The following is a 24,666-nucleotide window of genomic DNA, read 5'->3' on the forward strand; positions in this document are numbered from 1 at the left end:
GGATCAGGCCGCCGTCCGGAGTTCGAGCATCGTGATCTCGGGCGGCGCGCCGATCCGCACGGGCGGGCCCCAGGCGCCGGCGCCGCGGGTGGTGTAGATCGTGGTGTTCCCGATTGTGTCGAGGCCCTGCACGGTGGGCTGCTGCAGCGGCACCAGGTAGGGGATCGGCCAGATCTGCCCGCCGTGCGTGTGGCCCGAGACCTGCAGGTCGACGCCGAGGTCCGACGCCTCGAGCGCCTGCTTCGGCTGATGCGCGACGAGCAGCTGGAAGTCGTCCCGGTCGGTGCCGCTCAGCGCCGCGGGCAGATCCGGCTGGTACGGCTCCGGGGCGGTGAGGTCCTCGATGCCCACCAGGTCGATCGTGTCGGACCCGCGACGGAGTTGCACCGACTCGTTGCGGAGCACGGTGGGTCCGAGGGAGTCGAACAGATCCAGCCACTGTCCGCCGTCGCCCGCGTAGAACTCGTGGTTGCCGCTGGTGACGAACACGCCCAGCGGAGCCTCGAGGCCACTCAGGGGTGCCAGCGCAGGCCCGACCAGCTCGGTGGTGCCGTCGATCAGGTCGCCCGCCACCAGAATCAGATCCGGCGATTGCGCCATGATCTCGTCGACCACGCCGGCGACGAAGCGGTCGCCCCGCGCGGGCCCGACGTGCAGGTCCGACACCACGGCCACCCGCATGCCGTCGAACGACGCGGGCAGGCCGGGCAGGCCCACCTCGGTGCGGGTGACCTCGGGCGAGGCCGCGTCCACCACGCCGTAGCCCACCGCCGCGACCGTGCCCAGCACGAGCACGGTGTTGGCCCGGCGCACCGTGGTGCGGCGGGCGTCGGTCCCGTCCCGACGCGCGGCGGCGGCGCCGAGCCGCATCAGCCCCGCGAGCAGGGCGATCAGGACGGAGCCGAGCACGAGGTAGAGCAGGACGGCCAGCCAGCTCAGACCCGGGTAGGCGACGTAGCGGGCCCACGCGGGGTCGAGAACCTCACCGGAGCCGATGCCGACGACGGCCGCGGCCCAGAACAGCACGAGCACCGCATCGACCACACGCCCGGTGCCGCGGCGCAGGTCGCTCGCGACGACGAGGCGTCGGTGCAGCCAGAACGTCACGAGTCCGAGGACGACGGCGAACACCGCCATGCGCATCACCGGGCGGAGGTCAGTCGCGCGAGGGTGCCGGCCAGGCCGGGGTCGGACGATGCTGTGACGATCACGTCTCCACCTGTCTGCCCTGCGGCGGTCCGCAGGGTGTCGATATCGGAATTGTCCGCCAGCGAGACGATGTCGAGGCGGACCGGCCGCGCCGGGTCGGCGGCGTCGGCCAGGGACTGCAGGAACGACGACGACGAGATCGACGTGTCGTCGTTGGGTCCGTCGGTCACGAGCAGGACGGACTGGGGGCCGTCGGGGGTCCAGTTCTCCACGGCCGAGCGGTAGGCCGCGAGCACGGAGGCGTACGTCGACGTGGCGGTCTGCGGGGTGATCGATGCCAGTCCCGCGGTGCCGCTCCGTGCGCTCTCCGTCGCCGGGCCCAGGGGGGCGAGCACTCGGTACGGGCGCGGCCCGTCGAGGCCGCGGCTGTAGACCCACAGGCCGACACGACCGTCGCCGGACAGCGCGCTCAGGGTCTCGTCGAGGGCCGCACGGACGTTGTCGAGCCGGGTGGCCCCGCCGTCGATCGACTCCATCGACCCGGAGACGTCGAGCAGCACGGTGGTGGAGGCCGGTCGACTCGGCGCCGCGGCGGTGCCGAGCACCGCGGCCCGCGCGTCGGGCGTCGGAACCGGGGCGACCGTGTCGACCGGGGGGAAGTCGAGTCCGGCGATCGGGTCGGGAGCGGCGTCCGCGGACCCGTCGGCGGACCCGCCGGGCACGCGGAAACCTGCGGCGAGGAACGCCTCGCGACCCGCCGGGGACCGCACCACGTCGAGGAACTCCGCAGCCGCGGCACGGCCGGTCTCGTCGGCCGTCGACAGGACGAGCCCCGGGTGGTCCGCGATGGGTGTCGGCCCGGCGGGTCGGAACGCCGCCAGTTGCTGCCCCTCGCGAATCCGGGTGGCCAGGCTCTGCTCGGTCACCGGCACCGCGTGCACGAGTGCCGCGATCGGATCCGGTGCCGCGACGAGGGCGTCGAGCGCCGTGTCGGGGCTCGCGTCCTGCCCGCCCTGCCCGTCGAGCGCCGCCGCGGCCAGCGCGGTCCGCGACACCGCCGAGACGGCGTCGGTCGAGGTCGCCCGCTCGACGGTCAGGGGGCCGGTCGCGGTGGCGGGATCGCCGGCCACGGCGACGAGGGCGGCCGCGGTGCTCGGACCGGGCGGCAGAGCGAGACGCAGGGTCTCGGCGCCGACCGCGCGGAGCGCATCCGAGCCCGCCGACGCGAGTGCCGGCAGGTCCGTCCACCCGGACCCGGCGAGGGCCTCCGCGAGAGCGGGTGCCGTGCCGAGCACGACCGGTGAGGTGACCACCGAGCGCGGAGTCTGATCCGTGCCCCGAGCGGCGACCGCGGCGGAAGCGGACGCGGAGTCGGCCGGCACCCACAGAGCGGGCTCCGGTCCTGCCGCGGCGGCGTCGTAGGTCGGCGCGGCCAGGGCCTCGCCGGCCACCGCCGTCGGGACGGCGGTCACCTCGACGGTGATGCACCGGTCGCGGACCACCGGTGACGTCGCGGTCCAGTCGTCGGCGAGCGTGCGCAGCACGCCCGCGACGTCCGGGTCCGCCGTGACGGCGAGGGTCGCCGGGCCCTCGACGCACGCCCGAGCCGCCTGCGCGGCTTCCTCGTCGGCTCGGTCGCGCACCGCGAACCACCCGACCACCGCGGCCGCGAGCACGGCGATGACGACGACCGTGGTGATCAGACCGCGCGAGACGCCGCGTCGGCGGCGATCGGCGTGGCCGCGGCGGTGGTTACCCACGGGTGGTCATCGCGCGTTGGCGGCCTTGTACTCGCGCCGGCGTGCGTGCAGGATCGGCTCGGTGTAGCCGTTGGGCTGCTCGGTGCCGAGGAGGATGAGGTCCTTCGCCGCGTTGAACGCGATGTTGGTCTCGGAGTTCTCGGCGAGCGGCCGGTAGCTGGGGTCGCCGGCGTTCTGTCGGTCGACCACCGGCGCCATGCGGTGCAGGGAGGCCAGCACGTCGTCCTCGGAGACGACACCGTGACGCACCCAGTTGGCCAGCAACTGACTCGAGATGCGCAGCGTGGCACGGTCTTCCATAAGAGCGACGTCGTCGATGTCGGGCACCTTCGAGCAGCCCACACCGTGGTCGATCCAGCGCACGACGTAGCCGAGGATCGACTGGCAGTTGTTGTCGAGTTCGCGCTGCTTGTCCTCCGCGCTCCACGAGGTGTCCGTGGCCAGCGGGATCTCGAGGATCTGATCGACGGTGGCCCGCGTGGACTGCGCGATCTCCTCCTGGCGGGCGAACACGTCCACCTGGTGGTAGTGCAGCGCGTGCAGGGTCGCCGCCGTCGGGGAGGGCACCCAGGCGGTGTTGGCGCCGGCCTTCGGGTGGCCGATCTTCTGCTCGAGCATGTCGGCCATCAGGTCCGGCATCGCCCACATGCCCTTGCCGATCTGCGCCTTGCCTTCCAGTCCGGCGGCCAGGCCGGTGTCGACGTTCCAGTCCTCGTAGGCGGCGATCCACGTCTGCTTCTTCATCTCGGCCTTGCGGACCACCGGTCCGGCCTCCATGGAGGTGTGGATCTCGTCGCCGGTGCGGTCGAGGAAGCCGGTGTTGATGAACACCACCCGCTCCTTCGCCGCGGCGATGGCGGCGGCGAGGTTGACGGTGGTGCGCCGCTCCTCGTCCATGATGCCGACCTTGAGGGTGTTGCGGGACAGACCCAGCAGGTCCTCCACGCGGGCGAACAGCTCGTCGGTGAACGCGACCTCGGCGGGGCCGTGCATCTTCGGCTTGACGATGTAGAGCGAGCCGGTGCGACTGTTGGTCAGCTCCACCTCACCGGTGAGGCTGTGCATGCCGCACAGCGAGGTCATGATCGCGTCGAGGATGCCCTCGGGGACCTCGTTGCCGTCGGCGTCGAGGATCGCGTCGGTGGTCATCAGGTGCCCGACGTTGCGCACGAACAGCAGCGAGCGGCCGTGCAGCACCAGCTCGGAGCCGTCGAGGGCGGTGTAGACGCGGTCGGGGTTCATGGTGCGGGTGAAGGTCTTGCCGTTCTTGGTGACCTCCTCGGCGAGGTCGCCGCGCATCAGGCCCAGCCAGTTGCCGTAGCCGAGGACCTTGTCCTCGGCGTCGACGGCGGCGACGGAGTCCTCGAGGTCCATGATCGTGGTGACGGCCGACTCGACCAGCACGTCCTTCACCCCGGCGGCGTCGGTGCTGCCGATGGGGCTGGTGGCGTCGATCTGCAGTTCCAGGTGCAGCCCGTGGTGACGGAACAGGATGCCCGTCGGCGCCGACGGCTCGCCGGTGTAGCCGACCAGCAGCGACGGATCGGCCAGTCCGGTGGTCTCACCCGAGGCGAGGGTCACCGACAGGGCGGAGCCGTCGACGACGTAGGAGGTGGCGTCGGCGTGCGAGCCCGACGCCAGCGGCACGGCCTCGTCGAGGAACGCCCGCGCGTAGGCGATGACCTTGTCGCCGCGGACCCGGTTGTAGGAGGTGCCCTTCTCCGCGCCGCCGTCCTCGGGGATGGCGTCGGTGCCGTACAGGGCGTCGTAGAGCGAACCCCAGCGGGCGTTGGAGGCGTTGATCGCGAAGCGGGCGTTGAGCACCGGCACCACCAACTGCGGACCGGCGGTGGAGGTGATCTCCCGGTCCACCCCGGAGGTGGTGATCGAGAACGGAGCCGGCTGCTCCTCGAGGTACCCGATCTCCTGCAGGAACGCCTTGTACTCGGCCTTGTCGTAGTCGGCGCCCGGGTGCTCGGAATGCCAGGCGTCGAGCTTGCCCTGGATCTCGTCGCGCGTCGCGAGCAGAGCACGGTTCTTCGGGGCGAGATCGGTCAGCAGCGACTGCACCCCGGACCAGAACGCGTCCGCCTGCACACCGGTACCCGGCAGAGCCTGCTTCTCCACGAACTCGTGCAGCACAGCGGCAACCTGCAGACTTCCGACCTGGACGCGTTCCGTCATCTGTAGCCCCTCACTCGACTTCTCGTCGGCCGCGGCACCGTTGCCGCGCCGTGGACGATGTTACCCACTGGTAGTGCGACCGGAGTGCACCAGGAGCGACCGACACCCCTCGACGACGCGCGCGCGCAATCCGGTCGCTCGCTCCGCGACGTCCTGCTGCGCCCGGACGTACTCGGCGCGGCCGGCCGGCGTCTCGACGGCGATCGGGGCGTAGCCGTACCCCCGCAGGTCGTACGGGCTGGCCCGCATGTCGATCTCGCGCGCGGTGCGCGCCAGGTCGAAGCAGTCCAGCAGCAGATCGGACGGCAGCAGCGGACCCAGCTTGGCCACCCACTTGTAGAGGTCCATCGCGGCGTGCAGGCAACCGGGTTGTTCGGTGCGCAGCCGGTGGTCGGGGGAGAGCGCGGTGTCGTTGCGCGGCACCGCGTCGGGGGTGAAGAAGCGGAACGCGTCGTAGTGCGTGCACCGCAGCGGCATCTCCTCGACCACCCGGTCGGTCCCCTCGTGCCCGAGTCGCAGCGGGACGTCGTGGCGCAGGGCGTCGTCGCCGCCCCGGTAGACCATGGCCCACTCGTGCAACCCGAAGCAGCCGAGCCGCGCCGGCCGTGCCGCGGTGCGGGTCAGCAGGGTGTGCACGAACTCGACCGCCGCGAGGCGCTTGGCCAGGAACTCGTCGGACACCGTCGTCGCGAGAGCGCCGTCCACGGTGACCGACGTGTAGCCGGTGCGGTCGCGGTAGGCCGCCGCGCCCTCGCCGACGAGGGCGACGCCGTGGCCGGGATGCCACCGCCGCAGGTGCCCCGGTTTCAGGCTGTAGTAGGTGAAGAGGAAGTCGATCACCGGATGGGCCGCCCCGCTCGCCCGACGCTCCAGGTAGTCGCCGACGGCGTCGTGCACGCGCTGCTCGTGTGCCGCCCGGCGCGCGGCCAGGTCGGCGGGATCGAGCACGATCATCTCGGCTCGTCCGGACCCGGCACGACGTCCTCGACGCGGTGGGTGCCGTCGCGCACCGTCCCCACGAACTCCTCGACCAGGTCCTCGAGCGCGACGATGCCGATGGTGCCCCGCCCCGGTTCCGCCACCGCCGCGAGGTGGCTGCGACGGCTGCGCAGCCGCGCCAACGCCTCGTCCAGCGGCGTCCGGCCGTCCACCACGGGCAGCATCCGCACGTCGGAACGCGGGATGACCGTATCGGCGTCCGCGTCCGGGTCGGCCATGAGGTCGAGGACGTCTTTCAGATGCAGATAGCCGATGAGGCCGTCGGCGTCGTCGCGCACCGGGTAGCGGGAGAAACCGGTCTCCCGCACCGCCTCCTCGATCGCGCCCAGAGTGGGCCCGTCGGGTCCGGTGCGCACCGTCCGAGCCTTGTCCAGCGGGATGAGCACCTCGCGGACGGTCCGCCCCGACGTCTCGAGCGCCTGCGTGAGCCGGCGGTGCTCCTCCTCGTCGATCAGGCCCTCCGACCGGGATTCGCCGATCATGTCGGAGAGCTGGTCCGCGGACACCGACGACTCGAGCTCGTCGCGGGGTTCGACCCGCAGGGCGCGCAGCGTCAGGTTGGCGCAGAGGTTGTAGAACGCGATCAACGGCTTGGCGACGGCCAGCCACCGCAGGTGCATCGGCACCAGCAGCATCGCGGTCGACTCGGGCCCGGCGATGGCGATGTTCTTCGGCACCATCTCGCCGATCAGGATGTGCAGGACCACCACGATCATCAGGGCCAGGGTGAAGCCGATCGGGTGCAGCAACTGCTCCGGCAGGCCCGCCCACTCGAAGGGCCGTTCGATGAGGTGCGCGACCGCCGGCTCCGCCACCCGGCCGAGCAGGATCGAACAGATGGTGATGCCGAGCTGGGCGGCCGCGAGCATCAGCGAGAGGTTCTGACCGGCCTCGATCACGACGGACGCCCTGGTCTTGCCCTGGGCGACGAGGCTGTCGAGGCGGTCGCGTCGCGCGGAGATCAGCGAGAACTCCGCGCCGACGAAGAACGCGTTGAGCAGCAACAGGACGACGGCGAGGCCGACCGCGGCGAGATCACCCACGACGGTCCTCGGTTTCTGCACCGCGCGTGCGGCTCATCTCCTCGGGATCGGCGGGACGCAGCAGGATGCGGTCGATCCGTCGACCGTCCATCGCCTCCACCCGGGCGATCCATCCGCCGTGGGCGTCGTCGTCGGATTCGCCGGTCGCCGTCGGCAGCACCACGCGGTCCCCGGCGTCGGGGATGCGGGCGAACCGGGTCAGGACCAGCCCGCCGAGGGTCTCGTAGTCCCCGCTCGGGGCGGCGTAGCCGGTGTGTTCGCCGACCTCGTCGATGCGCAGCAGACCCGAGCACAGCCATCCGTCGCCGACCCGCTGGACGTCGACCTCGGGCGTGTCGTGCTCGTCGCGGACGTCGCCGACGATCTCCTCGATGAGGTCCTCCATGGTGACGATGCCCGCGGTGCCGCCGTACTCGTCGACCACCAGCGCGACCTGCATGCCGTCGGCTCGGACCCGGTCCATCACCGCGTCGCCGTCGAGGCTGGCCGGCACGGTCGGCACCTTCTGGGCCAGTCGCCGCACGGGGGTGGTGGCGCGCTCCTCGGCGGGCACGGTGAACGCGTGCTTGATGTGGACGACGCCGAGCGTGTCGTCGAGATCGCCCGACGCCACCACGGGGAACCGGGAGAAGCCGGTGCGGGCCGCGGTGTCGATGAGGTGGGCGACCGTGTCCTGGGCCGACAGGGTCTCGATCTTCACGCGCGGCGTCATCAGCTCGTCGGCGCTCCGGTCCCCGAACTGCAGGGACCGGTCGACCAATCGGGCGGTACGGGCGTCGAGCGACCCGTGCTCGGCGGACGAGCGGACCAACGATCCGAGTTCCTGCGGGGAGCGCGCCGAGCGGAGTTCCTCGGCGGGTTCGATCCCGAGTCGGCGTACCAGCCAGTTGGCGGTCCCGTTGAGGCCGTCGATGGCCCACCGGAAGACCGACGAGAACGCCGCCTGGGGGCCGGCCGCCACGCGGGCCACCCCCATCGGATCGGCGATGGCCAGGTTCTTCGGCACGAGTTCCCCGAACACCATCGACAGCGAGGTCGCGAGGACCAGCGCGAGCACCAGGGACACCGCGGTGGCCACGGAATCGGACGCGCCCAGAGCGCCGGCGACGGGGGAGATGAACCGCGCGAGCACCGGTTCGGCGATGTAGCCGGTGATCAGCGTGGTGATGGTGATGCCGAGCTGGGCCCCCGAGAGTTGATGGGAGAGCGTCTTGTGCGCCCCGAGCACCCGGCGCGAGCGCGTGTCACCGTCCCGAGCGGCCGCCTCGACGGTGCTGCGCTCGAGCGCGGTGAGCGAGAACTCCGCCGCCACGAACAGGGCGGTGCCGGCGGTCAACGCGACGAAGCCCAGAAGGGACAGGACGGGAACGAGCACGGTCACCGCGGCACCGCCGCGGCGTGGGACGAGCCGGGAAGACCCGGCTCGGCTGTGGATCCCTCCGACGTGTCGCTGGGTGCCACGGGCACCGATGTCCTCCTCGATCGAGCGGTCCGCGCGGAACGGAGTCCGCGTGGTGTGGTTCGTGCGGGGTGCGATACCCGGCCGTGCCGGTGGTCAACCGCGCCGGTCGACTCGACGGCCACCGAGGGGGTCACCACCCCGTGGGCAGCGGCCGACCCTCGGCGAACCCGGCGGCGGACTGGATTCCCAACACCGCCTTGGCGTGCAGCTCCTCCAGCGACCGCGCACCCGCGTAGGTGCAGGTACTGCGGACCCCGGCGCAGATGTGGTCGAGCAGGTCCTCGACACCGGGGCGCTCCGGGTCGAGCCGCATCCGAGAACTCGAGATGCCCTCCTCGAACAGTCCCTTGCGCGCGCGATCGAAGGCACTGTCGGCGGCGGTCCGAGCCGCGACGGCCCGCTTGGACGCCATGCCGAAGCTCTCCTTGTACGCCACGCCGGCGGCGTCGACACGGAGGTCGCCGGGAGACTCGTGGGTGCCGGCGAACCAGGATCCGATCATCACGTTGGACGCGCCGGCCGCGAGCGCGAGAGCGACGTCGCGCGGGTGCCGCACGCCGCCGTCGGCCCAGACGTGCTTGCCCAGTGCGCGCGCGGCGGCGGCGCATTCCTCGACGGCGGAGAACTGCGGTCGACCGACGCCGGTCATCATGCGGGTGGTGCACATCGCACCCGGCCCGACGCCCACCTTGACGATGTCGGCGCCCGCCTCGATCAGATCGCGGGTGCCCGACGCCGAGACCACGTTGCCGGCGGCGAGCGGGACGCCGAGCCCGAGTGCGGCGACGGTGGCGAGAGCGTCGAGCATCTTGTGCTGGTGGCCGTGCGCGGTGTCCAGCACCAGCAGGTCGGCGCCGGCGTCCACCAGATCCTTCGCCTTGGCGGCGACGTCGCCGTTGATGCCCACGGCGGCCGCGATGCGCAGGCGGCCCTGCGTGTCGACGGCGGGTCGGTAGATGGCGCTGCGCAGCGCGCCGGTGCGGGTGAGCACACCGGCCAGCGAGCCGTCGCTCGTCTCGAGGACGGCGAGGTTCTCGTGCCGGGCCTCGAGCAGGTCGAAGACCGCCCGCGGATCGGTGTCCACGGGCGCCGTGACGACCGTGCTCTCCATGACCGTCCCGAGGCGGGCGAATCGGTCGACGTCGGTGCACGCGGCCTCGGTGACGACACCGACGGCGCGTCCGGCCTCGACCACGACGACGACGCCGTGCGCTCGCTTCGGCATGAGCGCCAGGGCATCGGACACCGACGCGTCCGGGCTGAGCGTGACGGGGGTGTCGGCGACGAGGTGGCGACTCTTGACGAAGGCGACGGTCTCCGCGACGGCCTCGGTGGGCACGTCCTGTGGTACGACGACGATGCCGCCGCGGCGTGCGACCGTCTCGGCCATCCGCTTGCCGGCGACGGCGGTCATGTTGGCGACCACGACGGGCACGGTGGTGCCGGTTCCGTCCGTGGTGGCGAGGTCGACGTCGAAGCGGGACGTGACGTCGGTCCGATTGGGGACGAGGAAGACGTCGTCGTAGGTGAGGTCGTACGGCGGGCGACGATCGTGGAGGAACTGCACGGAACGCGATCCTACTGCGACGACGGCAGTGGCCCGGACCGAGCGGTCCCGGCGCTCCCCACACCGGCCTGCACCCGGCTCAGTAGGACGGTGGTGACGACCATGACCGCGATCGAAGCGGCGACGACGACACCGCGGCCCCCGCCGACCTCGATGCGTTCCTGCAGCACCAGCACGCCCAGCACCACCGCGGCGAGCGGCTCGCCGATGGTCACGGCGGGCAACGACGCCGCGAGCGGGCCCGCCTGGAACGCCCGCTGCTGGAGGGAGAACCCGGCCACCCCGGCGGCGACGAGGGCGTAGGTCTGCCAGGACGTCGCCGCGACCAGCAGTCCCCGTTCCACGAGATCGGTGACGTACTTGGTGAACGCGACCGCGACGCCGAACAGCAGCAGCCCACCGGCGATGCCGAACGACAACGCGGCCCGCGACGCCCGGCCGCCCGCGCGGACACCCACGGCGGCCGCGACGAGGGCGATTGCGACGACGGCGGCCAACGGCCACGCCCACGCCGACCACGGCGCGTCGGCGTCGCCCTCCGTCGGTTCGCCGACCGCGACGAAGACCACCAGCGCGGCCGTCAGTCCGAACGCGGCGAGCCAGGTCGACGGACGCATGCGCAGCCCGGAGAACCGCGCGGACAGGGGGAGCGCGAACAGCAGCATGCTGACCAGCACCGGTTGCACCACCGCCACCGATCCGACCGCGAGGGCGGCGACCTGGACGAGATAGCCGCCCAGGTCGCCCCCGACCCCGGCCCACCATCGCCCACTGGTCAGAACGCCGCGCACGAGCGCACCCTCGGGCGCGGCCGCGGCGGCGGACTGCTGGGCCACGGCCGCACACGCGAAGAGGGCGGCGGCGATCAGTGCGAGGACGATCGCGGCCCACCACGACGCGGACGAGCTGGACGAGGTCACGGCGTCACGCCTGGACTTCGGACCTGTCCTCGCTCCACAGCGTGTGGAACTTGCCCTCGGCGTCGACCCGCTCGTAGGTGTGCGCTCCGAAGAAGTCGCGCAGGCCCTGCGTCAGGGCGGCGGGGAGACGTTCGGCGCGCAGTCCGTCGTAGTAGGACAGGGCGGAGGCGAAGCCCGGCACCGGAATGCCGAGCAGCGTCGCGGTGGACACCACCCGCCGCCAGCTGTCGACCGCGTTCTCCACGGCCTCGCGGAAGTACGGCGCCAGGATCAGGCTGGGCAGCTCGGGGTTCTCGTCGTAAGCGTCCTTGATGCGGTTCAGGAACCGGGCGCGGATGATGCAGCCACCGCGCCAGATGGTGGCCAGGTCGCCGGGGTGGAGGTTCCAGTCGTACTCGGCGCTGCCGGCCGCGATCTGATCGAAGCCCTGGGCGTAGGCGATCACCTTGGAGGCGTAGAGCGCGGACCGAATGTCCTCGACGAACGCGTCGACGTCCTGCGGCTTGTCGGCGAGGCTGCCGGAGGCCAGCCCGCGAGCCGCGGCGCGCTGACCCCGCGCGCCGGACAGTGCCCGCGCGAAGACCGCTTCGGCGATGCCGGTGACGGGAACGCCGAGATCGAGCGCGGACTTGACCGTCCAGCGGCCGGTGCCCTTCTGTTCCGCCGCGTCGACGATCACGTCGACCAGCGGCGTGCCGGTCCTGGCGTCCTTGTGGGAGAGCACCTCCGCGGTGATCTCGACGAGGTAGCTCTCGAGGTCGCCCTCGTTCCAGGTGCGGAAGACGTCGGCGATCGCGTCGGGATCCTTGCCGAGCGCGTCGCGCAGCAGGTGGTAGGCCTCGCCGATGAGCTGCATGTCGGCGTACTCGATACCGTTGTGCACCATCTTCACGAAGTGGCCGGAGCCGTCCGGTCCGATGTGGGTGCAGCAGGGGGTGCCGTCGACCTGCGCGGCGATGGACTCGAGCAGGGGTCCGACGGATTCGTACGATTTCGCCGGTCCGCCGGGCATGATCGACGGCCCGTTCAGGGCGCCCTCCTCGCCGCCGGAGATCCCGGCACCGACGAAGAGCAGACCGCGCTCCTTCAGGTCCGCTTCACGACGGATCGTGTCCGTGTACAGCGCGTTGCCGCCGTCGATGATGATGTCGCCCTCCTCCATCACCGCCGCGAGTTCCTCGATCACCGCGTCGGTGGGATCGCCGGCCTTCACCATGATCACCACGCGGCGCGGCTTCTCGAGGCTGGCGACGAAGTCCTCGATGGACTCCGACGGGACGAACGTGCCCTCGCTGCCGTGGTTCTCGATCAACGCCGTGGTCTTGGCGCTGCTGCGGTTGTGCACGGCGACGACGTGGCCGCGTCGCGCGAAGTTGCGCGCCAGGTTGGAACCCATGACGGCGAGGCCGGTGACGCCGATCGGGGCGAGGGGAGTGGATCCGTCGGAAGTGTCGCGAGGGGAGGTCATGGGCCCAGTTTTCCCCGCCCGGCCCCGGCTGAAAAGTCCGGGGCCGGACGGGGGCCCTGTGTGCCGGTGGCTAGTCGGTGGAGGCGTGCGACGCGCGGCTGCGGAAGCCGCCGCCGTGGGTACCGGCGTCGCGGCGCGGTGCGCCCTCACGACGCGGTGCGCCCTCACGACGCGGTGCGGCGTCGCGACGGGGTGCGCCCTGGCCGCGGTAGCCACCCTCGCTGCTGCGTCCAAGGTAGCCACCCTCGCTGCTGCGTCCGCGGTAGCCGCCGCCCTCGCTGCCGCCACGACGCGGGGCGCCGGTGGGACGCTCGCGGCGGGGTGCCTCGCGGACGGGCTCGCCCGACGGCTTCTGCGCGCCGGTGATGGCGCCGAGCCGGGCGGACCCGGGGGAGACGTCGACCTCGGTGACCTTCACGCCGGCCATGCCCGTCAGGCGTCCCATGGTGCGACGCTGGTTCGGCAGGGCGATGGCGACGACGGTGCCCGCGGCGCCGGCGCGCGCCGTGCGACCGGCGCGGTGCATGTAGTCCTTGTGGTCGGCCGGGGGGTCGACGTGGACGACGAGGTCGATGCCGTCGACGTGGATGCCGCGGGCGGCGACGTCGGTGGCGACGAGCACCGGGGTGCGGCCGTTCTTGAACCGATCGAGCACGCGGGTGCGCTGGTTCTGCGCCTTGCCGCCGTGCAGCGACTCGGCGTGGATGCCGACGGCGCGCAGCCGGTCGGTGATGCCCTCGCAGCCGAGCTTCGTGCGCGCGAACATGATGGTGCGCCCACCCTGACGTGCCGCGATCTCCGACAGGACGAGGTCCTTCTGACCGCGACCCACGTTGAGGATGTAGTGCTCCATCGACTCGACGGCGGCCTTGCTGTCGCCGGTCGAGTGCTGGACGTGATCGGGCAGGAACCGGCGGACCAGCGACTGGACCTCACGGTCGAGGGTCGCTGAGAACAGCATGCGCTGTCCGTCCGCGGGGGTGAGACCGAGGACCTCGCGGACCTCGGGGAGGAAGCCCATGTCGGCCATCTGGTCGGCCTCGTCGAGAGCCGTGATGCGCACGTCGTCGAGCAGGCAGGTGCCCTGACGCAGGTGATCGCCCAGGCGTCCCGGCGTCGCGACGAGCACGTCGACGCCGCGGCGCAGCTGATCGGCCTGCCGGCCGAAGGGGGTGCCGCCGACCGCCGGGCGCACCGACAGGCCGAGGGGAGCGGCGTAGGTCTGCAGCGAATCGACCACCTGGAACGCGAGTTCGCGGGTGGGGACCAGCACCAGGGCGCGGGGGCGCTTCGCCGCCGGCTTCTCGCCCGACGCCGCGAGGCGCGCGAGCATCGGCAGGCCGAAGGCCAGCGTCTTGCCGGACCCGGTCTGGGCGCGGCCGAGCACGTTTCGCCCGGCGAGCGCGTCGCCGATGGCCATCGACTGGATGGGGGAGGGAACGGTGATGCCCTTCGACGCGAGGGCCGTCACCACGGGGGCGGGGAGGCCGAGCTCGGCGAAGGTGGCAGTAACGGCCGCATCAGCGGCGGGGGACAACGGTGTGGCGTCGGTCAACGCGGGGGACCTCTCGGGTTGCGGGCGCGCCGAGGTCGACGGCACCGAGGGTGCCGCGCGACGAGGACGAGCCAGGGCACACATCACCTGGCTCGATGCGCGGGGAAGACCCGCCGAACAACGAAAGAAGGTGTCTCGAAACACCGCGTGGACCGTATGCGCCTGCGCATCACGGGGGCGGTGAAGAAAAGAACGTGCCGTATCGAATATCTGATGGTTCGACTGACGAACCATCGACCACCCTACGCGACGACGACCGTCGCGGACGACCGGTGTGAGCAGCGCAACCGTGCCGGGGGGAGCCTCGTGGTCAGGGATGCCCGACGAGTCGACGCAGTTCGGTCAGCCACGGCACGGCCACGTAGATGGTCGGCACCACCAGGATGACGGCGGCGGCGAGGTAGGCGAGGGCGGCCACGCGGTGATCGGTACCCGGCCGGGCGAGGCGCTGAACGCGGACCAGCGTGCTGGGCCCGCCGGCGGCCAGGGCGCCGCGGGGCGCCGCGGACCCGGCGCACGCGACGAGCGCACGCGCCAACGGCTTGGGCCCGGTGGCGCGGACGGCGCTGTCGTCGGCGAGCAGCTCGACCAGCAGCTGGACCGACCCCAACGCCGACCGGCTGCGCACGACGCGGGGGAAAGCCTGGTTGACCGCCATGAACGCCTCGAGCACCAGATCGTGCCGCGCCCGCAGGTGCGACCGTTCGTGGGTGAGGATAGCGGCGAGCTCGGCGTCGTCGAGGTTGGTGAGGGTGCCTTCGCTGAGCACCACTCGCTGGCGCAGGCCGGGTAGGCAGTAGGCGATCGGGTCGGCGGAGTCGAGCACCCGGACGTCGGTGCCGTGCCGGGAGGGCGTGTCGGACCCGCGGTCGAGGATGTCGACCAGCGTGCGGTGACGAGCGCGTCGTCGACGGGTCTTCACCGCGACCAGCGACGTCGCCCAGAGCAGGCGTGCCCCGATGACGAGGGTGACGACGAAGACCGTGACGTAGACGATCCAGAGCGGCAGCCCGAGGGCGGCGATCTCGGCGGTGGGGGCCGTGGTGGGGCGCCCGTCCGGGCCCGGCACCAGCAGCTGGCTCGCAATGGCGAGACCGGAGGAGAAGGCGGAGAGGACGGCGGCGAGGGCGATCGCCTGCCACAGCACCAGGGCGGCCCGCGGCGTCCGATGCGGCCACGTCGCGCGGGCGAGCATCGCCGGGATCGGCCCCGCCAGCAGCAACGCCAGGGCGGCGAAAACGAGCGCGGTCGGTGCGTTCATGTCCTCGGGTTCGGTCAGTCGGAGCGGGGCTCGGGGTCCTGCTCCTCCAATGCTGCCAGAGCCTTGCGCAGAGCTGCGGCCTCGTCGGCCCCCACGCGGCCCACGAAGTGGACCAGCGCGGCGGCGCGGCCGCCGGACCGGTCGGCCTGGTCCAGCGCGTCCACCATGAGGCTCGCGACCAGTTCCTCGCGTCCGTGGACGGGGGCGTACCGGTGCGCGCGGTCGTCCCGGCGCTGGGTCACCAGCTTCTTCTTGGCCAGCCGCTGCAACACCGTCATCACCGTGGTGTACGCCAGTTCCCGTTGGGCGGCGAGCGCCTCGTGGACCTGCCGCACGGTCTGCGGGGAGTCGCTGGCCCAGAGATGTTCCATCACCGCACGTTCGAGATCGCCCAGGCCTGCCATTCCGCACATGCTAGTGCTTCTCCGACACGGGTGCGTATTACGGGTCGTAGTAGGGCGCGTCGCGGCCCGTGAGCGCGGACCCGCCGCGCTCGTGCGCGGCGGCGCTACTGTGACGCCGTGGCCCTCGTCGACACCTCGCTGGTCAGTGGACCGCTTCCCACCGTCGTCACGTTCGCGGGGGCCGTCGGCCTCGCGGTTCTGGTGCTGTCGCGACGTCGTGGACATCTCCTGCGGTCGGTGCCGATCTGTTTGATCGCCGCCGTCGTGCTCACCGTCGTGGGCTGGGTCGTGGTCGAGAAGATCTGGCGCGGATTTCCCGATCCGATCCAGACGTCCGTCTACGTCTGGATCGGGGTGGGTCTGCTCGGATTGCTGCTGGTGGTCCCGCGCGTCGTCGCCGCGCGCCGCTGGTGGACGACGGTCCTCGCCCTGCTCGCCACCGTCGCCGTGGTCGCGACCGCCGCCCTGCAGGTCAATCTCGTGTTCGCCGCGTACCCCACCGTCGGCAGCGCGCTGGGCCTCGACGCCGCCGAGAAGGTCGGCCTGGACGAGGCGACGAACCGGACCGCCGACCCGATCACCGGGTCGTCCCTCGAGTCCGTCTGGACGCCTCCCGCGGACCTGCCGTCGGGCGGCCGCATTCTCGACACGCCGATTCCCGGCACGGTGTCGGGGTTCGCGGCGCGCAACGCGCAGGTCTACCTTCCCCCGGCGTACTTCGCGCCGCGCCGACCCCTGCTGCCCGTCCTCGTGCTCATGGCCGGCCAGCCGGGTGCGCCGGACGACTGGTTGACCGGTGGACGCCTGGTGCAGACGATGGACGCCTACGCGGCCGATCACGGTGGTCTGGCGCCCGTCGTGGTGGTCGCCGACGCCACCGGCAGTGCGGTCGCGAACCCCCTCTGCGTCGACTCGCCGCTCGGCAACGTCGCCACCTACCTGTCGACGGACGTCCCGGCCTGGGTGCGCGGCACGCTGCAGATCGACCCGGACCCCTCGGCGTGGGCCGTGGGCGGTCTGTCCTACGGCGGCACGTGCGCTTTGCAGATGGCCACCAACTTCCCGCAGGTGTATCCCACGTTCCTCGTCCTGTCCGGCCAGCTCGAACCGACGCTGGGGGACCGCCGACGCACGCTCGACGCGGCGTTCGGCGGGAGCGAGGCCGCGTTCGAGGCCGTCAACCCGATGAACCTCCTGGCCACGAAGCGGTACGACGGGTCGGCCGGCGTGTTCGTCGTCGGTGCGGACGATCCCGAGTACAAGGGCTACGCCGCGCAGTTGGTCGCCGCCGCCCGGGCGGCCGGCATGGACGTGCAGTACCTCGAGGTGCCCGGCGGGCACAGTTACCAGACGTGGTCCGAAGGCCTCCGACGCGAGATCGGCTGGCTGGGAACGAGAACAGGAATCACCTCGTGAACGACACCGAGAAGGTCGACGCCCCGGCCGACACCCCGCCCTCGACGCGGCGCCGCGCCCGGGTCGCGGTGGCCCGACAGGTCGGACGTGCGATCCCGACGATCCGCGACGGTGCCCGGCGTGCCCCCGTGACGCTGGGTGTCCTCGCGATCATGTGGGGCGTCTTCGTGGTCGGCATGCTCACCACCCGCAGCGTGCGCAGCTTCGTCGACCACCACCTGGCGCTGGGCATCGTGCCGATCGAGAACCTGCGCCTGTGGACGCCGCTGACGTCCGGCCTCGTGGTCGTGGGGTGGCTCGCGGCCCTCGCCTCGACCGTGTTGCTGCTCGCGATCGCGGCCCCGACCGAACGACGGCTCGGGTCCCGCAGATTCGCGCTGGTGGCGCTGCTGACCCAGGTGGGCGGCTCGCTGGTGGCCCTCGGATTCGCGGCGGCGGCCCGCGTGCTCGACGAGGCCTGGGGCTTCCAACTGCACCTCGGCGTCTTCTCCGGGCCGTTCGCGTGGATCCTCGGCACGCTCATGGCGGCCAGCGCCTCGGCGACGACGCTGTGGCGTCGACGCATCCGGGTCGGTCTGCTGGCGTTCACCGCCGTGCTCGCCCTGTTCGGCGGGCACCTCGGCGACGTCATGGCGCTGGCGACCGTCGTCGTCGGTGCGGCGGTGGGACCGGTCCTGGTGGGGCGCTCCCCGCGCGGATCGCGACTGGCCGGGACGCGGCGCGAGGAGCGGGTGCTGGTCGCACTCGTGGTCGCGGCGAGCGCGCTCGGTCCGATGATCGCGGCGTTCTCCCCGCACGCGGTCGGACCCCTCGCGGTGCTCCGAGAACTGTTCCGCAGCCAGCCGTGGACGGTCGACGAGGTCGACCTGGTGTGCGGCGCGGACTCGGCGTCGGCCGAGTGCCGTCGCGGTCTGCTCGACCTGCGACTCGGCGGGCTGGGGCCGGTGGTCGCCAGCGTGCTCCCGTCGATCTACCTCCTGGTGCTGGCCGACGGTCTGCGCCGCGGCCGCCGGTTCGCCTGGATCGCCGCCGTCGTCGCGCAGGCGGCGCTCGTGGTGCTCGCGGCCGCCAACGTCCTCATCCGCTACGTCGACGACACCGACACGATCTTCTACGGCACGGCCGAGCCGACGTTCTACCGGTCGGTGGTGCCGTTCGTGGTCCCCGTGCTGGTGCTCGTTCTGCTCGTCGTCACCCGCCGACGTTTCGACGTGGCCGCGCCGCGCGGCACCTACCGCAGGCTGTGGACGACGGTCGGCGGCACGGCGATCGCGCTGGGCGTGCTCTACGTGCTGGTGGGCACGGGAATCCGACGCAGCTTCGACGGCGATCCGGCGCCGACCACGCTGCTGCTCGACTACCCGCAGCGGCTGGTGCCCCCGGTGCTGCTGCAGTGGTTCGACCCGCCCTTCCTCCCGAACAGCGGACCCGCCACACTTCTCTACGAGTGGACGGGCATCGTCTTCTGGGTGGTGCTGATCGCGGTGACCGCCGCGTCCTTCTTCCGCATCTCCTACGGCGTCGACTCCGAGGCGGCCGAGCGTGCGCGCGAGCTGCTGACCGCGTCGAGCGGCAGCGCGCTGTCCTGGATGACCACCTGGCGCGGCAACCGCTACTGGTTCGCCGACGACGGCCGCAGTTACGTCGCGTTCCGGGTCATCTCGGGAATCGCCCTCACCACGGGCGATCCGGTCGGCCCCCCGGCCGGCCGCCGCGCCGCGATCGTCGGTTTCGCCGAGTACGCCGCCGCCAACGGCTGGTCACCGTGCTTCTACTCGGTGACTCCCGACGCCGCGTCGATCACCTCGGACCTCGGATGGGAGAGCATCCAGGTCGGGGAGGAGACCGTGCTGCCCCTGAAGGACCTCGCGTTCACCGGCAAGAAGTTCCAGGACGTGCGCACGGCGGTCAACCGCGCCAAGAAGGCCGGCGTGGCGGCCGAGTGGATCTCGTTCCCCACCGCGCCGCTGGCGGTGACCGACCAGATCACCGCCATCTCGGAGGAGTGGGTCGCGGACAAGGGCATGCCGGAGATGGGCTTCACTCTCGGTGGCCTCGACGAGGTGGACGACCCGGCCGTGCGCTGCCTCGTCGCGATCGACGAGCACCGCACCGTCCACGGCGTGACCTCGTGGATGCCGGTGTACCGCGACGGCGTCGTGGTGGGGTGGACGCTCGACTTCATGCGGCGTCGCACGGAGGGATTCCGGCCCGCGATGGAGTTCCTCATCGCCTCCGCCGCGCTGTCGCTGCAGGAGGAGGGTGCGCAGTTCCTCAGCCTCTCGGGTGCACCGCTGGCGAAAGTCGGCGACCCCGCGGAGGACAGCCCGCAGACCACCACGCTGTCCACCGTGCTCGACCGCTTGCTCGACGTCGTGGGCCGCACCCTCGAACCGGTCTACGGGTTCCGCTCGCTGCTCGCGTTCAAGTCGAAGTTCCAGCCGGTCTACGAGCCGATGTACATGACGTTCCCGGATCCCGCGGCGCTGCCGAGCATCGGCAACGCCATCGGTCGGGCCTACCTGCCCGACGTGTCCATCGCGCAGAGCGTGCGGCTCGTGCGCACCATGCTGGACCGCTAGCGCGTCGGCTGCTCCCGGCCGGGGCGCCGGTCGTGCACGTGGCGCGTGCCGATCGGCACCACCAGCGGGCGGTCGGACACCGGATCGTCGATGACGGCCGCGGCCAGCCCGAACACCTCGAGCAGCAGCTGCTCGGAGATCACCTCGGTGGGAGTGCCGGAGGCGACGATCGAGCCCTCGTGCATCACCACGAGGCGGTCGCTGTACCGGATGGCGAGGTTGAGATCGTGCAGCACCATCACCACGGTGCGGCCCATCTCGTCGTGCATGCGGTCCACCAGATCGAGCACCTCGATGGAGTGTGCGAGGTCCAGGTAGGTGGTGGGCTCGTCGAGCAGGAGAACGTCGGTGCCCTGCGCCAGGGCCATCGAGATCCAGGCCCGCTGCCGTTGACCGCCGGAGAGTTGGTCGACCGGCCGCTCGGCGAGTTCCGCGATGCCGGTGAGCTCGAGGGCGCGGGCGACCTCGGCCTCGTCGTCGCGGGACCACTGCCGGATCCAGGACTGGTGCGGGTGGCGCCCACGGGCGACGAGATCGGCGACCGTCAGGCCCTCCGGGGCGATCGGGGACTGCGGGAGGACGCCGAGGGTGCGGGCGACGTCGCGGGTCTTCATGCTGTCGATCGCCTTGCCGTCCAGCGTCACCTGTCCGGACCGCGGGGTCAGCAGTCGCCCGAGCGCGCGCAGCAGAGTCGACTTGCCGCAGCCGTTCGGTCCGATGACGGTGGTGACGACTCCCGTGTGCACGGCGAGGTCGAGTCCGTCGATGACGACGCGATCGCCGTACCCGACGGAGATGCCGTCGGCCGCGAGTCGGTGCTCGTCGGCGGGGTGCCCGGGGGCCGTGCGCGCGAGGTGGGGAGCGCTCATACCGACGCCTTTCGATTGGCCTTGATCATCAGGTACAGCAGGAAGGGGCCGCCCAGTGCGGAGGTGACGATGCCGACGGGCAGTTCGATCGGCAGGACGGTGCGCGCGACGAGGTCCGAGCCCACCACCACCACGGCACCGACGACGGCCGACGCGACGATCGGCGGTTCCGGCGAGCGCGTGAGCCGCAGCGCGATCTGCGGCGCGGCGAGGGCGACGAAGCCGATGGGGCCGGCGACGGAGGTGGCCACCGCGGCCAGCGCGACGGCCACGACGAGCAGCGCCGCCTGCGACCGCTGCACGTTCACACCCAGTGCGCGGGCGGTGTCGCCGCCGAGGCGCATGGCGTTGAGGCGGAAGGACAGCGCCAGGGTCGCGGTGCCGAGGACGAGGACCGCGGCGAACACCGGCCAGACCTGCGTCCAGGTGGCGCCGGCCAGGGTGCCGGTCAGCCAGAGCTGGGCGCGGGTGACGTCGGTGATGGTGGCGCTGACCAACAACCAGCCGATGAGCGCGATGTTCATGGCGTTGATCGCGATGCCGATCAGCACCAGCCGCATCCCCTCCACCCCGCCGCGCCAGGCGAAGAGGTAGATCAGGGCGGCGGTGAGGAATCCGCCGACCAGCGCGGCGGTCGAGGTGCCCAGGGTCGCGAGCAGGCCGACGGCCGTTCCGCTTCCGCCGAGCACGATCAGCGCCACCGCCGCCACGCTGGCCCCCGAGGTGATCCCCAGGATGTCGGGGCTCGCGAGGGCGTTGCGGGTGATCGACTGCGTGACGGCTCCCGCGATTGCGAGCGCCGCTCCGACCAGGACGCCCGTCAGCGCGCGGGGCAGGCGGAGTTCGGTGACGACGAAGCGCTCGATGCGCGACCCGCCGCCGAACAGCACGTTCACGACGTCGGGAATCGACAGCGGGTAGTCCCCGCGGCCGATGTTCAGGCAGAACACGAGGAACAGCACCGCGGTGACGGCGAGCGTGATCGCCACACGGGTGGGGCGGCGCACCGTGGAGAACCGACCGACGCGGAAGGCCGGACGACCCGCGACGCCGGGCGGGGCGATCACAGCGCGACCAGCTTGCGGCGGCGGACGAGGGCGATGAAGAACGGCCCGCCGACCAGCGCGAGGACGATGCCGACCTGCAACTCGCCCGGCCGCACGACGACGCGGCCGATCACGTCGGCGATCAGCAGGAGCAGTCCGCCGAGTGCGCCCGAGAACGGGACGATCCAGCGGTAGTCCGGTCCCACGATGGACCGGGCGATGTGCGGCACGACCAGACCGACGAAGGCGATGGGTCCGCAGGCGGCCGTCGCGGCGCCGGTGAGCAGGGTGATGGCGACGATGCCCGCCGTGCGCGTCAGGGCGATGTTGGTCCCGAGCGACCGGGCGACGTCGTCGCCGAGGCCGATGGTGTTCAACGCGGGCGACCCGGCCGCGGCGACGACGAGGCCGGCGAGAACGAAGGGCAGGACCGTCCAGAAGATGTCGATGCCGCGTCCGGAGACGGACCCGACGATCCAGAAGCGGTAGCTGTCCAGCGTGGCCTGGTCGAGCAGGACGACGGCGTTGGTGAGTGCCTGGAGGAAGAATGCGACGGCGGCGCCGGCCAGGGCGAGGGACAGGGGGTTGGCCCGTCCGCCGCCGATCGACGCGCTGCCGAACACCACGACGCTGGCGACGGCCGCGCCGGCGAAGGCGAACCACAGGTAGCCGCCGGGAGAGGCGATGCCGAACAGGTAGATCGCCATGACGACGAAGAAGGCGGCGCCGGCGTTCAAGCCGAGGAGTCCGGCGTCGGCGAGGGGATTGCGGGTGTGGCCCTGGATGAGGGCGCCGGCGACCCCGAGGGCGACGCCGACGAGGAATCCCAGCGCGGTTCGGGGCAGGCGCAGGGACCGGACGATCACGTCGGTGTCCGTGCCGGTGGAGGACAGCAGCGCGTGGGCGATCTCCGCGAAGGTCAGCGGCCGGGCCCCGACGGCGATCGACATGGCGATCACCAGAACCAGGGCGACGGCGAGGACGATCAGTCCGCCGGTGCGGCGGCGTCGGGTCGCGGCCGACGACGTGTCGGCGGGAATCGGGGCGAAGCCGTCTGCCGCCGCGACGTCCACCCGCACCACCTCGGCGGTCCGTCCGCCGGTGACGGCTGCGCGAATCCCGATGGCGCCGTGGTGGTCTCGGTCGCGCAGCACCAACCCCGCCATGGTCTTGCCGACGCTCTGTCCCGCCCGCCCGTCGCGCAGGCCGCGGTTCCAGAACGCCACGCCGAGGGCGGACGCGAGCGCCAGGGCGCCGAACACGGCCCTGTCGATCTCTCCGCCGCCGTTGGCGTCGGCCAGGGAGAGGACGACGACGACGCCGATCAGCAGGGGGAGGGCGGGAAGCGCGACGTCGACCGTGTGGGCGACGACGCGGGACGCGACGGCGGGTGGCCGCCGGTCCAGGGAGGCGTAGTCCCGATCCGCCGGCGGCGCGGTGGGGGACGGGACGGTGCTCTCGGACACGTCGCCTCCTCGCCGGTCGGTCGTGTGGTCGGTCGGGCGCACCCGGATGGTTACGCAAGCCTAACCATAGTCCCGCGACCCGACCGGGCCGAGCGTCACGGGTGCGTGACGGACGCCACGCCGCCGTCTCCCGGCGTCAGGTTAGGCTTACCTCAATTCTTGAGCAGGAGGTAAGCGATGACCGTCCTCGACGACGTCGGAGTGGCGACCGAGTTCGACCGCGCCATGTCGCGTCTGCGCGATCTCGACCCCGACGCGCCGCGGGTGTACGCGGTGGCGAACATGGCCGTGCAGTCCCGACGCCGCTGGTGGGCGCTCGCCTCCGGCGGTTCGTCGGGCCGCTTCGCCGCGTTGCAGGCGCGGGCGGCGGCCGACCGGTCGGACCCGGCGCGTGCGTCGATCCGGGTGGCCACCGATCTGGTCCACTGCGTGGTCGGTCGTGTGGCGGCGGCCTTCGTCGGGGTCGGGCAGGTGTGGGATCCCGGACCGGAGAACGTGTGGATCCACCTCGACAGTGACGTCGGGATCGACTGGGTCGGTGTCCGGGACGTCACCCTGCGCGACGCAAGCGGTCGCCCGCCGGTGCGCGGTGTGGTGTCGGTGCCGTGCGAACGGTCCCTGGCCGCATGGACGGCGCATCGCGCGTCGCTGTCGCTGCACGTCGTGGCACGAGGGCTCGCCGAACTCGGACCGGTGGACGACGCCGCGATCGCGCGCATCGTCGGCAACTCGGTGCTGGGGGCCTCGGCGCGGGTTCCCTACCTGGGGGCCGTCGACAGCGAGGTGGGGTGGCAGCGCGGGCAGGCGTTGCTCGACGCGTTCACCGACATCGGTCTCCCCGTACGCGCCACGACGAACCGCATGACTTAGGGAAGCCTGTCCTATACAGTCGTCCCTGGCCGCGTCGGATCGTGCGGATGTCCTGAGGGCTGCAGTGACACCCGATCCGTGCCCCGGTGGGCGCCGCGAACGCCGGTCGTTCGCGGCGCCCACCGATCTCGTTCCACCTCGGCCGCCGGCACGGGCACGGCCTTTGATTCACTGGGGCCATGACCACCCCCGAGACGACCCCCGAGACGCCCCGCCCCGCAACCGTGGACCCCGAGATGGCCGCCCTGCTCGACACCGGCTTCGGCAAACTTCTCGGCCTGACGTTCGTGGACCTCGGGCCGGACCGGGTGACCGCCACCTACGAGGTGCGTCCGGAACTGCTCCAGCCCTTCGGCATCGTGCACGGCGGCGTGCACTGTGCCGTCGTGGAGTCCCTGGCCAGCACGGGCGCCGGGCTGTGGTTCGACGGTGGCCACGTGGTGGGCGTGGCCAACTCCACCGATTTTCTGCGCGCCGCGCGCGAGGGCGTGCTGACCGGGGAAGCCCTGCCCATCCACCGTGGCCGCACTCAGCAGCTCTGGCTGGTCACCATCACCGACGAGCAGAACCGCGCCATCGCCCGAGGGCAGGTCCGGTTGCAGAACATCACCGACACCGGCGCCATCGGGCGCTGACGCACGCGTC

General features: G+C 72.0%; 18 protein-coding genes and 1 pseudogene. 4 read left to right on the forward strand and 15 right to left on the reverse strand.

Translation table 11 applies throughout. The features are described from left to right. Positions 1-3 precede the first annotated feature (3 nt). The 12 genes and pseudogenes from HQ603_RS04585 to HQ603_RS04640 all read right to left on the reverse strand — a co-directional run bounded on the left by HQ603_RS04585 (position 4) and on the right by HQ603_RS04640 (position 15,781). Positions 4-1,146, reverse strand: a complete 1,143-nt coding sequence (locus HQ603_RS04585; protein WP_222683371.1) for a metallophosphoesterase — start codon at positions 1,144-1,146, stop codon at positions 4-6. Continuing rightward, positions 1,143-2,909: a VWA domain-containing protein gene (locus HQ603_RS04590; RefSeq protein WP_222683373.1), complete on the reverse strand. Its 1,767-nt coding sequence runs from the start codon at positions 2,907-2,909 to the stop codon at positions 1,143-1,145. The genes HQ603_RS04585 and HQ603_RS04590 overlap by 4 nt, the downstream gene beginning before the upstream one ends. Positions 2,910-2,915: 6 nt before the next feature. Next, positions 2,916-5,093 carry a malate synthase G gene (locus tag HQ603_RS04595; RefSeq protein ID WP_222683375.1) on the reverse strand — a complete coding sequence of 726 codons (2,178 nt, stop codon included), beginning with the start codon at positions 5,091-5,093 and terminating at the stop codon, positions 2,916-2,918. 60 nt (positions 5,094-5,153) lie between these two features. Next, positions 5,154-6,047 carry a 3-methyladenine DNA glycosylase gene (locus HQ603_RS04600; RefSeq protein ID WP_222683377.1) on the reverse strand — a complete coding sequence of 298 codons (894 nt, stop codon included), beginning with the start codon at positions 6,045-6,047 and terminating at the stop codon, positions 5,154-5,156. Continuing rightward, positions 6,044-7,135, reverse strand: a complete 1,092-nt coding sequence (locus HQ603_RS04605) for a hemolysin family protein (protein WP_222683378.1) — start codon at positions 7,133-7,135, stop codon at positions 6,044-6,046. Before HQ603_RS04605 ends, HQ603_RS04600 begins: the two co-directional genes overlap by 4 nt. Next, entirely contained in the window at positions 7,128-8,516 is a 1,389-nt protein-coding gene (locus tag HQ603_RS04610) for a hemolysin family protein (RefSeq protein ID WP_222683380.1), read from the reverse strand. The genes HQ603_RS04605 and HQ603_RS04610 overlap by 8 nt, the downstream gene beginning before the upstream one ends. 211 nt (positions 8,517-8,727) lie before the next feature. Beyond that, positions 8,728-10,164, reverse strand: coding sequence for a GuaB1 family IMP dehydrogenase-related protein (locus tag HQ603_RS04615; RefSeq protein ID WP_222683382.1), 1,437 nt, complete (start codon positions 10,162-10,164; stop codon positions 8,728-8,730). Positions 10,165-10,175: 11 nt separating this feature from the next. Beyond that, complete coding sequence (locus tag HQ603_RS04620) at positions 10,176-11,084, reverse strand: DMT family transporter (protein WP_222683383.1); 909 nt, start codon at positions 11,082-11,084, stop codon at positions 10,176-10,178. Positions 11,085-11,088: 4 nt separating this feature from the next. Further along, entirely contained in the window at positions 11,089-12,552 is a 1,464-nt protein-coding gene (gndA, locus tag HQ603_RS04625; RefSeq protein ID WP_222683384.1) for an NADP-dependent phosphogluconate dehydrogenase, read from the reverse strand. A 73-nt stretch (positions 12,553-12,625) separates the two neighbouring features. After that, positions 12,626-14,107 (reverse strand): annotated as a pseudogene (locus HQ603_RS04630) (DEAD/DEAH box helicase); the annotation flags it as partial. A gap of 310 nt (positions 14,108-14,417) precedes the next feature. Continuing rightward, positions 14,418-15,368 carry a M56 family metallopeptidase gene (locus tag HQ603_RS04635; protein ID WP_222683385.1) on the reverse strand — a complete coding sequence of 317 codons (951 nt, stop codon included), beginning with the start codon at positions 15,366-15,368 and terminating at the stop codon, positions 14,418-14,420. A gap of 14 nt (positions 15,369-15,382) precedes the next feature. Then, on the reverse strand, positions 15,383-15,781 hold the full coding sequence (locus tag HQ603_RS04640; RefSeq protein ID WP_222683387.1) for a BlaI/MecI/CopY family transcriptional regulator: 399 nt from the start codon (positions 15,779-15,781) through the stop codon (positions 15,383-15,385). 108 nt (positions 15,782-15,889) lie between these two features. Between HQ603_RS04640 and HQ603_RS04645 the strand changes: the two genes are divergently transcribed. Next, positions 15,890-17,188, forward strand: a complete 1,299-nt coding sequence (locus HQ603_RS04645; protein WP_222683389.1) for an alpha/beta hydrolase — start codon at positions 15,890-15,892, stop codon at positions 17,186-17,188. Positions 17,189-17,340: 152 nt separating this feature from the next. Then, the gene (locus HQ603_RS04650; protein ID WP_222683704.1) at positions 17,341-19,770 is read left to right on the forward strand and encodes a rhomboid family intramembrane serine protease; all 2,430 of its coding nucleotides are present in this window, start codon (positions 17,341-17,343) and stop codon (positions 19,768-19,770) included. Here HQ603_RS04650 and HQ603_RS04655 read toward each other — a convergent pair. Genes HQ603_RS04655 through HQ603_RS04665 form a run of 3 tightly spaced genes read right to left on the reverse strand, consistent with a single transcriptional unit; the run spans position 19,767 to position 23,151 of the window. After that, positions 19,767-20,639, reverse strand: coding sequence for an ABC transporter ATP-binding protein (locus tag HQ603_RS04655; protein ID WP_222683391.1), 873 nt, complete (start codon positions 20,637-20,639; stop codon positions 19,767-19,769). The two genes, HQ603_RS04650 and HQ603_RS04655, sit on opposite strands and share 4 nt — an antisense overlap. Then, complete coding sequence (locus HQ603_RS04660) at positions 20,636-21,706, reverse strand: FecCD family ABC transporter permease (RefSeq protein WP_222683393.1); 1,071 nt, start codon at positions 21,704-21,706, stop codon at positions 20,636-20,638. The genes HQ603_RS04655 and HQ603_RS04660 overlap by 4 nt, the downstream gene beginning before the upstream one ends. Next, a complete protein-coding gene (locus HQ603_RS04665; RefSeq protein ID WP_222683394.1) occupies positions 21,703-23,151 on the reverse strand; it encodes a FecCD family ABC transporter permease in 1,449 nt (482 codons plus the stop codon). Before HQ603_RS04665 ends, HQ603_RS04660 begins: the two co-directional genes overlap by 4 nt. Before the next feature lie 177 nt (positions 23,152-23,328). On the opposite strand from HQ603_RS04665, the gene HQ603_RS04670 reads away from it, so the two are divergent. After that, the gene (locus HQ603_RS04670) at positions 23,329-24,021 is read left to right on the forward strand and encodes a hypothetical protein (protein WP_222683396.1); all 693 of its coding nucleotides are present in this window, start codon (positions 23,329-23,331) and stop codon (positions 24,019-24,021) included. Between the two features lie 179 nt (positions 24,022-24,200). Continuing rightward, positions 24,201-24,656, forward strand: a complete 456-nt coding sequence (locus tag HQ603_RS04675; RefSeq protein WP_222683398.1) for a PaaI family thioesterase — start codon at positions 24,201-24,203, stop codon at positions 24,654-24,656. Positions 24,657-24,666 lie beyond the last annotated feature (10 nt).

It is taken from the genome of Rhodococcoides corynebacterioides (assembly GCF_019834675.1).
Taxonomy (GTDB): Bacteria; Actinomycetota; Actinomycetes; order Mycobacteriales; family Mycobacteriaceae; genus Rhodococcoides; species Rhodococcoides corynebacterioides_A.